Source organism: Sphingomonas zeicaulis, from assembly GCF_050433225.1.
Taxonomy (GTDB): domain Bacteria; phylum Pseudomonadota; class Alphaproteobacteria; order Sphingomonadales; family Sphingomonadaceae; genus Sphingomonas_D; species Sphingomonas_D zeicaulis.
This window is the reverse complement of record NZ_JBNPXQ010000001.1, coordinates 1,047,762-1,060,323: the sequence shown is the minus strand read 5'-3', so window position 1 is coordinate 1,060,323 and position 12,562 is coordinate 1,047,762. Positions and strand designations below refer to the sequence as shown.

Below are 12,562 nucleotides of genomic sequence, written 5' to 3'. Positions count from 1 at the left end.
TTATCGGTCTGCCGCGCCTTCCCGGCCTCGCGGCCCGGCCGTCGCGCCGGACCGTCAGAGATGCTGCGTGATCACAGGCATCAAGTCGTGGAAGGTGCGACCCTTCGTCTTCTCGCCAATGGCCTTCATCTCCCAATCGCCATTGGCGCGGGATACACGTGCCATCAGCTGGCCAGTGTGATCTCCGGCACCGGTCAGGTCGAAACGCGCCAATTCCTGATTGGTGGTCGCGTCGACAAGCCGACAGTAGGCATTCTCGATCCGGTCGAACGTGTCACCGGTGAAACTGTTCACGGTGAAGATCAACGTCACGACATTCACCGGCAATGCGGTGAGATCGACGATGATCTGCTCGTCATCCCCATCGCCCGCGCCGGTGCGGTTGTCGCCGGTATGGACGATGCTGCCATCCTGGCTGCGAAGCTGGCGGAACCACACGGCGTCCAGCAACTGGCCCGCGCGATCGAACAGCAGGCAGGATGCGTCGAGATCGACGTCGCCACCGCCCCCGCCGAAAAACTTCGCCAAACCGCCCGCCTTCCGGACGTCCCAGCCCAGCCCCATCGTGACGCGCGTCAGCGCACCTCCGCCCGATTTCTCGAGACGGATCGTCTGACCTTTTGCAAGGCTTACCATGTACCGCTCCCACCGTGGCGCGCGCCGGACGACGCGAAAGGGTTGATCATACATCGATCTTCCTGATGGGTAGCGATGAACTCTTGATGACGGCAGTACCACCCGGCGCGCCCGTGGCACGCTTCGTCTCCGCATCGCATTTTGGATCGACTGCCCTTATATCCGGTCACACATTTCAATCCTCCCACCCGCCGCTTACCGGAGCAGGTTTTTGACCGCGTTGCTCGTTCGCCCCGCTACCTATGCCGACCTCGATGGCCTGGTGGCGCTGGCCGCCGCCGGCGGCCCCGGACTGACCAACCTGCCCGCCGATCCGGATGTGATGGCGGAACGGCTGGCGGCGAGTGACGCGACGATCGCCAGCCATGGCGGCGGCCGTGCGGTGATGCTGGTGCTGGAGGATCATGGCCATGTCGTCGGCAGCGGGATGATCTTCCCGCGCGTGGGCGTCGATTGGCCGTTCTACAGCTATCGCATAAGCCGCCACACCCAGCGGTCAGCGGTGACCGGTGGGCGCGTTTCCTACGACACGCTGACCTTGACCAATGATTTCGACGGCTGTTCCGAAGTCGGCGGACTGCTGGTCGATCCGGCCGTGCGGCGGCAGGCTGCGGGGCGGCTGATCGCTCGGGCGCGCTACCTGTTTATCGCTCAGCATCGCGACTGGTTCGGGGATCGCATCGTGGCGGAGCTGCGCGGGGTGCAGGTGGATGGCCGCTCCCCCTTCTGGGATGCGGTGGGCAGCCGCTTCTACGACATGAGCTTCGAGGAGGCGGATCGGCTGAACGGCATCGCCGGCAACCAGATGATCGCCGATCTCGGGCCACGCTTCCCGATCCACGTCAATCTTCTGTCCGAGGAAGCCCGCGCGACGATCGGCCAGCCGCATCAGGATGGTCGCAAGGCGCGCGAGTTGCTGCTGGCGGAGGGCTATCGCGAGGAAGGCTATGTCGACATCTTCGATGCCGGTCCCACCCTGTGTGCCGAGATCGACACGCTCGCTGCGGTGCGCGACAGCCGGCGCGAACCGGTCGCCGCGATCACCGTCGTCGATGCGCAGGAAGCGATCGACTCGCTGATCGCGTGCGGCACCGGCAGCGCCTTTCGCGTGGTGCGCGGCGCGGTCTATGCCGTGCCCGGCGGCATCGCGATCGAACCAGCTGCCGCCGAGGCGCTGATGTTGAGTGAAGGAAATGAGATCCGCCATGTCCGATTCTGAGCCCGTCACGATCGTCTCGACCGATCCGATCACAGGCGAACTGCTGTGGCAGGGCCCGCCCGCGCGCGCTGCGGAGATCGACGCTGCGGTGGCGGCGGCGCGGCGCGAGGCGCGCAGCTGGCGGCACGTTCCGCTGGACGACCGCATCGCCATCGCGCGCGGCTTCGCGCAGCAGGTGGCGGCGCGGCGCGAGGATTTCGCGACCCTGATCGCAAAGGAAACTGGCAAGCCTTATTGGGAGGCGCTGACCGAGGCGGACAGCGTGCGCGCCAAGGTGGAGATCAGCATCACCGCACAGGCCGAGCGCGCCGGTCGCCGCGAAACCGAGACCGCCGGCGTCCGCGCGGTGCTGCGCCACCGCCCGCACGGCGTGCTGACCGTGCTCGGGCCCTACAACTTCCCAGCGCATCTGCCCAACGGGCACATCGTGCCAGCGCTGCTGGCGGGCAATGTCGTAATCTTCAAGCCCAGTGAGAAGGCGCCCGCGACCGGCCTGTTCATGGCAAGCCTGTGGCATGATGCCGGGCTGCCGCCGCACGTGCTGACCACGCTCGTCGGCGATGGCGAGACCGGCAAGGCGCTGGTCGGCCATGACGGGATCGACGGCGTGCTGTTCACCGGCGGCGTCACCGCCGGCCAGGCGATCCACCATGCGCTGGCGGACCAGCCGCAGAAGATCGTCGCGCTGGAACTGGGCGGCAACGCGCCGCTGGTGATCGCCGAGCCTGCCGATCCGGAAGCTGCCGCGCACCTTATCGTGCAATCGGCCTATATCTCGGCGGGACAGCGCTGTTCCTGCGCGCGGCGGCTGATCGTGCCCGAGGGTGCGTTCGGGGATAGCGTGATCGCCGCGCTGCTTGGCCTGATCGATCGCATCCGGGTCGAGCAGCCTTTCGCGGAGCCGGCGCCCTTCATGAGCGCGCTGGTCGATAACGCCGCCGCCGACGCGATCCTCGCTGGACAGGACAAGATGATCGCCGCCGGCGCGGTGGCGCTGCGCCGATCGGAGCGGATCATGGAGGGCAAGCCGTTGCTGACGCCTGGGCTACTTGACGTGACCCACCAGCGCGAGCGCGAGGATCGCGAATATTTCGGCCCGCTGCTCCAACTCATCCGCGTGGCCGATTTCGGCGCGGCGCTCGCCGAGGCCAACGCCACCCGCTTCGGCCTCTCCGCGGGGCTGATCGGCGGCGGCGAAGAGGATTATGCCCGTTTCCAGGATGAGATCCGAGCGGGCGTGGTGAACTGGAACCGACCGACCACCGGCGCGGCATCGTCGGCACCATTCGGCGGCGTCGGTGTTTCGGGCAATCATCGGCCGAGCGCCTATTATGCCGCCGATTATTGCGCCTATCCGGTCGCCAGTCTCGAGGCGGACAGCGCGAGCTTCCGGATCGAGATGGGGCTGACCGCATGACGACGCCTCCGCAGCCGGTGCGCGAGATCAATTTTGACGGGCTGGTCGGACCGATGCACAATTATGCGGGGCTGTCGCTCGGCAACATCGCCAGCGCCAGCAACGCCGGCAAGACCTCGGCGCCGCGGATGGCGGCGCTGCAGGGGCTGGCCAAGATGCGCCGGCTTATGGAGCGCGGGCTGCTGCAGGGCTTCCTGCCGCCATTGCGCCGCCCGGCGGTGGGCATGCTGCGCGGGCTGGGCTTCGGTGGGAACGACATCGCCGTGCTCGCCGCGGCGCAGGCCGAGGATCCGGTGCTGTTCAACAATGCCTGCTCCGCTTCCTCGATGTGGACCGCCAATGCGGCAACGGTGATCGCAGGGGCTGACAGCGCGGACGGTCGCGTCCACCTGGTCACCGCCAATCTCGCGACGATGCTCCATCGCAGTATCGAACCCACCGAGACCGAGGCCAATCTGCGCCGCATCTTCCGCGACACGCGCCAGTTCGCGGTGCATGCCGCGCTGGCGCCGGCAAACCATCTCGCCGACGAGGGCGCCGCCAACCACATGCGCGTCGCCCCGACGCATGGCGCGCGCGGCACCAACATCTTCGTCCACGCCCCCGCCACCGAAGGCCGCTTCCCGGGCCGGCAGAATCCGCGCGCGGGGCAGGCGGTGGCGCGGATCGCCGGGCTTTCCCACGCGATCCACACGCCGCAGGCGGGCACGGCAATCGAGGCGGGCGCCTTCCACAACGATGTCGTCGCGGTCGCAAACGAGAGCGTGCTGTTCGCGCATCATCAGGCGTTCGACGATCGCGAAGCGCTGTTCGAAAGCCTCGGCCACGCACTGCCCGGTATCCATATCGTCGAGACCGAGACCGTCCCCCTCGCCTCGGCGATCGGCAGCTATCTGTTCAACTCGCAGCTTCTGACCATGCCCGAGGGTCATATGGCGCTGGTGCTGCCCACCGAGACGCAGGCCGAGCCGGCGGTGAAGGCGGCGATCGATGCGGTGGTGGCGGGCAACAATCCGATCAATGAGGCGATCATCGTCGATGTGCGCGAATCAATGCGCAATGGGGGCGGTCCTGCCTGCCTGCGGCTGCGCGTGCCGGTGAGCGAGGCGGCAATCGCCGGCATCGACCCCGCCTTCCTGCTGACCGAGGCGCGCTGGGAGCAGCTTCACGCGCTGGTCGAACGTTACTGGCCCGAGCATATCGCGCCCGAGGATCTCGCCGAACCCGATCTGTGGGCGGCGGCGGCGACCGCGCATGACGCGCTGGAGGCGTGGCTGACGGCATGAAATCACGCCCCGCGGGGGCACGAGGGAGAGGCTGGAAATGATCGACAAGTCCGTGCGCGAAGCTGCGATCGCGCTCTACGACCGGTTTACCCACGTCGATCATGATCGACGAGCCTTCATGACCGAACTGACCAGACTGGCGGGCAGTGCCGCCGCTGCCAATGTGCTGCTGGCGACGATCGCCGCCGATCCCGCCGCCGCCGCGATCGTCGCGGCCGACGACGCGCGCGTGAAAGGCGCCGCAGCCGCGTGGCCGGTCGCCGGCGGACGGACGATGAAGGGCTATCGCGCCCGCCCCGCCAAGGCGACGGGCAAGCTAGGGGGCGTACTGGTGATCCACGAAAATCGTGGGCTCAATGAGCACATCCGCGACGTTGCGCGCCGCGTCGCGCTGGCCGGGTTCGACGCGCTCGCGCCCGATTTCCTCAGCATCTCCGGCGGCACACCGGCCGACGAGGATGCCGCGCGCACCGCGATCGGTGCGCTCGATCTGGCGACCGCGGTGGCGGACGGCGTTGCGACGATCGGCTGGCTGCGCACTCAGCCCGGCGTCAACGGCAAGGTCGGCGCGATGGGCTTCTGCTGGGGCGGCGCGATGACCGACCGGCTGGCGGTCGCCGCGGGCCCCGCTCTGGCTGCCGCCGTGCCTTATTATGGCCCCGCCCCTGACCCCGCCGAGGCCTCGAGGGTCAAGGCGGCGATGCTGCTGCACTACGCCGGCAATGACGAGCGGGTGAACAAGACCGCGCAGCCCTGGATCGACGCGTTGAAGGCCGCCGGCGTCCCGAGCGAAGCCTACTTCTACCAGGGCGCCAACCACGCCTTCAACAACGACACCTCCGCCGAACGCTATGACAAGGCGGCAGCCGATCTGGCTTGGGGCCGAACTCTCGCCTTTCTCAAATCACGACTCGACGATTGATATCGTTCCCTATATGTTCTTGTGCGCGCAACAGGAGGGTGACATGGCTGGAAAGATCGATTTCTACTATAATCCGCAAAGCCGGGCGGCGGTGACGCGCTGGGCGCTCGAGGAAGCGGGCGCCGATTATGAAATCAAGCAGGTAAGGTTTGGCGAGGGTGAGGGCATCGACTCGCGATCGGACGAGTTCCTCGCGATCAACCCCATGGGCAAGATCCCGACGCTGGTGCTGGACGACGGCACGGTGCTGACCGAAAATGGCGCCATCATCGCATGGCTGGCCGATGCCTATCCCGACGCCGGCCTCGCGCCGCCACCGGGCAGCCCGGAACGCGGCACAATGTATCGCTGGCTGTTCTTCATGGGCAGTTGCTTCGAACCGGCGATGACCGACCGGATGATGCGGCCCGACTCCACCATTAACCCGCGCTCGCTTGGCTGGGGCGATTATGACCATGTCGTAGACACGCTGGAGAAGGCGCTGGCGCAAGGCCCGTGGCTGCTGGGCGACAACTTCAGCGCCGCCGACATCTATGTCGCCGCCTCGCTGGGCTGGGCTGGCATGTTCGGCGCGCCGCGGATCAAGGAAAGTCAGGTGATCCAGGACTATGTGGCGCGGGCTAGTGCCCGGCCGGCGGCGCAGCGGGCGAACGGGGCCTAAGGGCCTCCGGCTTACGAAAAGCCTTCATCACCGGACTACGATGTTCACACGTCCGGGCTAAGCACCGATTTCCTCCCCGAACTCTGCTTGGGGAGGACATATCCGCCACCACCGCCCCGAGCAGAAGGGGAAGAAGCCCGGAAACAAAAAAGCCCGGCGGATCGCTCCGCCGGGCCTTCTTTTCACCCATTCCAGTCCGCAGATTAATCGCGGTTGCCGAGGAAGCTCAGCAGGAACTGGAACATGTTCACGAAGTCCAGATACAGGTTCAGCGCGCCCATGATCACCGCCTTGCCCATGAAGTCGGTGCCCTGGACATGGAAGTAGATGCTCTTGATCTGCTGCGTGTCATAGGCGGTGAGGCCTGCGAACAGCAGCACGCCGACTGCGCTGATCACCATCGAGAGCGTGCCCGAGCCCAGGAAGATGTTCAGGATCGACGCCACGATCAGGCCGACGAGGCCCATAATCAGGAAGGTGCCGAAGCCCGACAGGTCACGCTTGGTGGTGTAACCATAGAGGCTGAGCGCCGCGAACGCCGCCGTCGTCGAGAAAAAGGTCAGCGCGATCGACGGGCCGGTAAAGCGGATGAAGATCGTGGACATCGAAACGCCCATGACCGCCGCGAAAGCCCAGAACAGCGCCTGCATCGCCCCCGTCGACAGACGGTTGATGCCGAAGCTCAGCACCATGATGAACGCCAGCGGCGCAAACATGAAGAGATACTTCAGGATGCCGGGGCTGCCGAAGATCGACGCCGCCATGCCCGACGACGCGAAGAAGAAGGCGACGGTGCCGGTGAGTGCAACACCCAGCGCCATATAATTGTAGACCGACAGCATGTACTTGCGCAGGCCAGCGTCGAAATCGACGTCACGCGCACCTGCACCCGCTCCGGGCCTGGCTCCAGCGCCAGCCGCGGGCGACCTCGGGTCAGACCAGTTTGCCATCTTTCAATAAGCTCCTTTGACCGCCATCAGTGGCGGATGCCTGTAATATCACCGCCGGACCCGCGCTTTTCAAGGGAAACAGGCCTTTCGGTGGCAGACTGAAATGTAACATAATATGTCCCAGACAGGCCTGTGGTAAGATAACAAGGTTCGCCCGACATGCACCGTCTCTTCGTCGCACTACGCCCGCCGCCGCCAATCCGTTCCGCATTGATAGATGTGATGGGCGGCGTGCCCGGTGCGCGCTGGCAGGATGACGACCAGTTGCATCTCACCTTGCGCTTCATCGGCGAGGTCGATCGCCATCAGGCGGAGGACATCGCGACCGCGCTCGGTTCGATTGCCACCCTCCCCTTCGAACTCTCGCTCGATGGCGTCGGCCAGTTCGACCGGCGCGGCATGGTGGATACGTTGTGGGTGGGGGTACGGCCGCACGATCAGGTCGCCGCCCTCCACCGCAAGGTCGACCAGGCGGTGCAACGCGCCGGCCTGCCGCCGGAGGGTCGCGCCTATATCCCCCATATCACCGTTGCGCGCTTCGGGCGAAGTTGCGGCGCGATCGACGGCTTTGTCGCCAATGCCGCCGCGGTGATGGGCATGCGCTTTACCGTCGAGCATTTCATGCTGTTCGAAAGCACGATCGGCAGCGACGGCGCGCGCTATGAGGCGATCGAGCGTTACCGGTTACGCTGATCGATCGCGGCGGCCAGCGCCCGGGCGCCGGTGGTGACATCCGCCCAAGTGATGTCGAACCCGGCGTCATCGCCATAATAGGGGTCTGCCACCGCCTCGCCGACGCGGCCAGGCACATGGTCGAGCAGCAGCGACAGGTCTGCCGTGGCATCGGCCGGTCGGATCCGCCGCAGGTCACCCAGATTCTGCGGATCGAGCGCGACGATCCGGTCGAAGCGATGGAAGTCCCCGGGCGTAACCTGCCGCGCACGGAGCCCGGAGATGTCGACGCCGTTGCGGCGCGCGACCGCCTGCGCGCGCCGGTCAGGCGCTTCGCCGGCATGCCAGCCGCCGGTGCCGGCGGAATCGACGATGATGTCGAGCCCGCGACGCCCCGCCTCGGCACGCAGCGCGGCTTCGGCCAAAGGCGACCGGCAGATGTTGCCGAGACAGACGAACAGCACCGATTCGGTCATCGCAATCCCTTCGCATCGCCCGATGGACGCGCGCCGTAACGTCTTTGGCGCCGTTCCGCACCTCTGCTACCCTGCGGCACAAAGACAAGGACATAGCGAGAGGAAGCGCCTTGGCCACTGCCGACACCGCCGTGCCGCGCCCGTCGGGCACGGCCGCACCCGATACACGCCCCGATCTGCGTTACGCCTGGTATGGGCTGACCGTCCTCGTCATCGTCTACATGCTCAACTTCATCGACCGGCAGATCCTGTCGATCCTCGCCGAAGAGGTGAAACGCGACCTCGGCCTCGACGATGCCGATCTCGGCTTTCTCTACGGCACCGCGTTCGGCGTGTTCTACGCGTTGTTCGGCATTCCCCTCGGGCGGCTGGCGGACAATGTGAGCCGGGTCAGGCTAATGGCGGTGGGGCTCGCACTATGGTCGGCAATGACCGCGATCAGCGGGCTGGTGCGGTCGGGCGGCGAACTAGCGGCGGCGCGCATTGGCGTCGGTATCGGTGAAGCCACCGCATCGCCCTGCGCCTATTCGCTGCTCTCCGACTGGTTCCCGCGCGAGAAGCGCGCGACCGCGCTCGCGATCTATTCGTCGGGGCTGTATCTGGGCGGCGGCCTCTCGCTGTTCCTCGGCGGCGCGATCGTTGCGCAATGGGGTGCGGCCTTCCCCGGTGGTGGCCCGCTGGGGCTGAAGGGCTGGCAGGCGGCGTTCCTCGCGGTCGGGCTGCCCGGCATGCTGCTGGCGCTGTGGGTCGCCACATTGCGCGAGCCGGTGCGCGGGCTTTCGGACGGGATCGTGACGCCGGCGGCACCGCACCCGTTCCGCCTGTTCGCCGCCGAACTGCTGACGATCATCCCGCCGCTTACCTTGCTCGGCGCCGCACGAAATGGCCCCCGCGCGCTCATGGCCAATGTCGTCGGACTGGTCGTGTTCGCCGCGATCGCTGCCGGACTGATCGCGCTGACCGGCGATGTCGCGCAATGGGCGGCGATCGGGATCGGTGCCTATGCCGTCCTGAGCTGGGCGAGCGCGCTGCGCCATCGCGACAAGCCTACCTTCGCGCTGATCGTCGGCACACCAGCCTTCCTGCTGGTGGTGGTCGGCTATGGCCTGATCGCGTTCCTCGCTTATTCCGTCAGCTTCTGGGCGGCACCCTATGCGCTGCGCGTGATCGGGGCCGAACCGCATTTCGCAGGGCTGTGGCTGGGCGGTGCCGGCGCGCTCGGCGGATTCCTCGGCGTCGTGCTGGGCGGACGGCTGGCCGATCGCCTGCGGCTGCGCAATCCCGGTGGCCGGCTGCTCGTCGCGCTGATCGGCGCGGTGGCGCCACCGCCACTGGTGGTGATCGCCTTCACCAGCGGCAGCCCGACCCTGTTCTTCGCGCTGGCGCTGCCGTTGCATATCCTGTCGTCCTGCGCGCTCGGCGCTTGCGCGGCGACGACGCAGGATCTGGTTCTCCCGCGGATGCGCGGCACCGCCACTGCGACCTTCTTCATCGGCACGACGCTGATCGGCCTCGCGCTCGGCCCCTATGTGGCGGGCAAGGTCTCTGCGGTCAGCGGCAGCCTTTCGATCGGCATGCTCTCATTGCTGGCGGCAACGCCGATTTCGATCGCGTGCCTGTGGCTCGCCTATCGCCGACTGCCCGCAGCCGAAGCCAGCCGTGAGGCGCGCGCACGCGCGGCGGGTGAGGCAATCTGACCGCTGGCCTACTTCAAAGATGCCAGAGCCGATCACTCTTATCGAAAACGCTCGCTTGAAGATTTGCAAACGATTCGCAATATCCACCCCGAAAGGGAGTGACACCATGCCACGCGACATCGCCAAGACGCTGAGTTTCCTGTCGGTCCACCTGGTGGTGGGGTTCACCGTCGCCTACGTGCTGACTGGCTCCGTTGCGGTCGCCGGGGGCATCGCGCTGATCGAGCCGATGGTCAATGCGGTGGCCTTCTACTTCCACGATCGCGCCTGGTCACGCGACTGGAGCGGGTTTTCGCTGCGTGACCTGATCCATGTCCACGACCATGCACGGGAGCCTCGAATGGCATGAAGCCGCCCCCACCGGTCCTGAACCGGCGGGAACGGCTTCATTAGCGGGAGCTTGCACCCCGCCAGCCGATCGGTCGATCAGCCCTGGGTCTGGTCGGCGCGGCTGGCGCCCTGCCCGTCGAGGTTCTGGGCGACGAAATCCCAGTTGATGATGTTGGTCAGCACCGTCTCGGCGAATTTCGGCCGGGCGTTGCGATAGTCGATGTAATAGGCGTGCTCCCACACGTCGAGCGTGAGCAGCGGCACCTGGCCGTTGACGATCGGCGTGTCGGCGTCATGCCACGAGGTCACCTTCAGCTCGGTGCCGTCGAGGATCAGCCACGCCCAGCCGCTGGCGAAGTGGCCGACGGCCTCGGCCTGCAGCTTCTGGAGCAGCGCCTCGGTCGAACCGAAGCTCTTCTCGATCAGCGTGAGCAGTTCGCCCGACGGGGTCTGACCGGCCGGGGCCAGGCAGTTCCAGAAAAAAGTGTGGTTCCAGATCTGCGCGGCGTTGTTGAACAGGCCCTTGTCGCCGTCCTTCTTCGCCTTCTCGATCGTCTCGATAAGGGTCAGGCCACCGAGGCCCTTTTCGTCGATCCAGCCGTTGACCTTGTCGACATAGGCCTTGTGATGCTTGCCGTGGTGGAACTCGAAGGTTTCCGCGGACATGTGCGGCTCGAGGGCGCTCTTGTCGAAGGGAAGCTCGGGAAGGATGAAAGCCATGTGACTGGACCTCCTGATTGGGGTTTTTTGGCGGTCCCCCGCTAACGCACCAGACCCCGCCGGTCTCCAAAAATCTTGCTTGGGGGCGGCTTTCGATTTCTTTCAGGCGCCGCCGAGCAGACCATGCTTGCGCAGGCAGTGGCGAAGCTGGTCGTAGCTGAGGCTCAGCGCCTTGGCGGTCGCGCGCTGATTGAACCGGAAGCGCGCCATCGTCGCCTCCAGGATCGCGCGCTCATAGGTGTCGACCGCATTCTTCAAGTCGGCGATGCTCGCTATGTCCCCGAAGGCAGCGCCGCCGCTTTCCGCCACCGTCGCGACTGCTGCGGCCACTGGCGCTTGCGGTTCGGCGGCGGCGCCGGTCGGTCGCCAGGGGGAGGCGAAGGGATCGAAGACGATATCGTCGACAGGACGTTCGGGCTGGTCCCAGCGATAGACCGCGCGCTCGACGACATTGCGCAATTCGCGGACATTGCCTGGCCAGGGGTGGCCGACGAGCCGTGCCGCGGCCTCCGCACCGAACCCCGGCCAGCGATCCCAGCCCAGTTCGGCCGCCATCCGGCGCCCGAAATGGTCGGCGAGCACCGCGACATCGCCCTCGCGCGCGCGCAACGGCGGCAAGGTCACCACTTCGAAGCTTAGCCGGTCGAGCAGGTCGGCGCGAAAGCGGCCCTTCTCCACCAGCGACGGCAGATGTTCGTTGGTCGCCGCAACGATGCGGACATCGACGCGCACGGCGCGATTGGAGCCGATCCGCGTGACCTCACCATATTCCACGGCGCGCAGCAGCCGTTCCTGCGCGGCGGCGGAAAGCGTCGCCAATTCGTCGAGGAACAAGGTGCCGCCATCGGCCTCCTCGAAACGCCCCGCACGCACGCGCGTGGCTCCGGTGAAGGCCCCCGCCTCATGACCGAACAATTCGGCCTCGATCAGAGTTTCCGGCAATGCCGCGCAGTTCATCGTCACCAATGGCCCGTCCCACCTTTGGCTGAGACGATGTAGACGCTCCGCGACGAGTTCCTTGCCGGTGCCCCGTTCACCGATCACCAGCACCGGCCGGTTCAGCGCGGCGGCGCGGCTGGCTCGCTCGACCGAATCGAGAAAGGCGAGGGATTGGCCGATAAAGGCGTTGTCGCGATCCATGCCCGCAGGTTGGCGCAAATCACCAACTATTGGCAACAGAAATTTGGTAAGTGGGACGCATCAACCGAAGGAGAATGGCTGAATTCAGCCATTTCTTAGAGTTGGCACACCTCCTGCAAAGATGTTGGCGAACCGCCACGCGGCGGCACGCAACATGCTGAGGTTCAGGAGTTCACGATGTTCAACACCGATAAAAATCGCAAGCATGTCGCAGCCGCGATCTGTGCGGCTATGTTCGCCAGCACCTGTCTGCTGAGCGCGATCGGCCCGGTGAGGGCCGCCGAAGCCCATCCTGGCGCAGCCGGCCATGTCGCGCTCGCCCGGTCCACCGCCGCCATGCCCCTGGCCTGACGGCATTCCCCGCCGGGGGCGGAAATCCCCTTGCTCCGCCCCCGGCACCCCAACCACGCTGCCACCACCGAAGACCAGAGCAATC

At 66.3% G+C, this 12,562-nt stretch carries 14 protein-coding genes; 9 read left to right on the top strand and 5 right to left on the bottom strand.

Annotated features, from left to right (window positions below):
• Positions 1–54 precede the first annotated feature (54 nt).
• Complete coding sequence (locus FHS96_RS05095; protein WP_429588369.1) at positions 55–636, bottom strand: TerD family protein; 582 nt, start codon at positions 634–636, stop codon at positions 55–57.
• Positions 637–847: 211 nt separating this feature from the next.
• On the opposite strand from FHS96_RS05095, the gene FHS96_RS05090 reads away from it, so the two are divergent.
• The 5 genes from FHS96_RS05090 to FHS96_RS05070 are packed head-to-tail and all read left to right on the top strand — an operon-like array spanning position 848 to position 6,141.
• Positions 848–1,855, top strand: coding sequence for an arginine N-succinyltransferase (locus FHS96_RS05090; protein WP_429588367.1), 1,008 nt, complete (start codon positions 848–850; stop codon positions 1,853–1,855).
• Positions 1,842–3,272: a succinylglutamate-semialdehyde dehydrogenase gene (gene astD, locus FHS96_RS05085; RefSeq protein ID WP_429588366.1), complete on the top strand. Its 1,431-nt coding sequence runs from the start codon at positions 1,842–1,844 to the stop codon at positions 3,270–3,272. The genes FHS96_RS05090 and astD overlap by 14 nt, the downstream gene beginning before the upstream one ends.
• Positions 3,269–4,558 carry an N-succinylarginine dihydrolase gene (locus FHS96_RS05080; protein WP_429588365.1) on the top strand — a complete coding sequence of 430 codons (1,290 nt, stop codon included), beginning with the start codon at positions 3,269–3,271 and terminating at the stop codon, positions 4,556–4,558. The genes astD and FHS96_RS05080 overlap by 4 nt, the downstream gene beginning before the upstream one ends.
• 37 nt (positions 4,559–4,595) lie before the next feature.
• Entirely contained in the window at positions 4,596–5,480 is an 885-nt protein-coding gene (locus tag FHS96_RS05075; RefSeq protein WP_429588363.1) for a dienelactone hydrolase family protein, read from the top strand.
• A gap of 43 nt (positions 5,481–5,523) precedes the next feature.
• Positions 5,524–6,141 (top strand): glutathione S-transferase family protein, encoded by a 618-nt coding sequence (locus FHS96_RS05070; protein WP_429588362.1) that lies wholly within the window; start codon positions 5,524–5,526, stop codon positions 6,139–6,141.
• Positions 6,142–6,344: 203 nt separating this feature from the next.
• Here FHS96_RS05070 and FHS96_RS05065 read toward each other — a convergent pair whose 3' ends face one another.
• Positions 6,345–7,091, bottom strand: a complete 747-nt coding sequence (locus FHS96_RS05065) for a Bax inhibitor-1/YccA family protein (protein WP_429588361.1) — start codon at positions 7,089–7,091, stop codon at positions 6,345–6,347.
• 159 nt (positions 7,092–7,250) lie between these two features.
• On the opposite strand from FHS96_RS05065, the gene thpR reads away from it, so the two are divergent.
• Positions 7,251–7,784 carry an RNA 2',3'-cyclic phosphodiesterase gene (gene thpR / locus FHS96_RS05060; RefSeq protein ID WP_429588360.1) on the top strand — a complete coding sequence of 178 codons (534 nt, stop codon included), beginning with the start codon at positions 7,251–7,253 and terminating at the stop codon, positions 7,782–7,784.
• Here thpR and FHS96_RS05055 read toward each other — a convergent pair.
• On the bottom strand, positions 7,769–8,239 hold the full coding sequence (locus tag FHS96_RS05055) for a low molecular weight protein-tyrosine-phosphatase (RefSeq protein ID WP_429588359.1): 471 nt from the start codon (positions 8,237–8,239) through the stop codon (positions 7,769–7,771). The two genes, thpR and FHS96_RS05055, sit on opposite strands and share 16 nt — an antisense overlap.
• Before the next feature lie 110 nt (positions 8,240–8,349).
• On the opposite strand from FHS96_RS05055, the gene FHS96_RS05050 reads away from it, so the two are divergent.
• Together FHS96_RS05050 and FHS96_RS05045 are read left to right on the top strand one after the other, a co-directional pair.
• The gene (locus FHS96_RS05050) at positions 8,350–9,936 is read left to right on the top strand and encodes an MFS transporter (protein ID WP_429588358.1); all 1,587 of its coding nucleotides are present in this window, start codon (positions 8,350–8,352) and stop codon (positions 9,934–9,936) included.
• A gap of 106 nt (positions 9,937–10,042) precedes the next feature.
• Positions 10,043–10,285, top strand: a complete 243-nt coding sequence (locus FHS96_RS05045; protein ID WP_429588356.1) for a DUF2061 domain-containing protein — start codon at positions 10,043–10,045, stop codon at positions 10,283–10,285.
• A gap of 77 nt (positions 10,286–10,362) precedes the next feature.
• Here FHS96_RS05045 and FHS96_RS05040 read toward each other — a convergent pair whose 3' ends face one another.
• Both FHS96_RS05040 and pspF read right to left on the bottom strand, forming a co-directional pair.
• A complete protein-coding gene (locus FHS96_RS05040; protein ID WP_429588355.1) occupies positions 10,363–10,986 on the bottom strand; it encodes a superoxide dismutase in 624 nt (207 codons plus the stop codon).
• A gap of 102 nt (positions 10,987–11,088) precedes the next feature.
• Entirely contained in the window at positions 11,089–12,126 is a 1,038-nt protein-coding gene (pspF, locus tag FHS96_RS05035; protein ID WP_429588354.1) for a phage shock protein operon transcriptional activator, read from the bottom strand.
• 177 nt (positions 12,127–12,303) lie between these two features.
• On the opposite strand from pspF, the gene FHS96_RS05030 reads away from it, so the two are divergent.
• Complete coding sequence (locus tag FHS96_RS05030) at positions 12,304–12,477, top strand: hypothetical protein (protein ID WP_429588353.1); 174 nt, start codon at positions 12,304–12,306, stop codon at positions 12,475–12,477.
• Positions 12,478–12,562 lie beyond the last annotated feature (85 nt).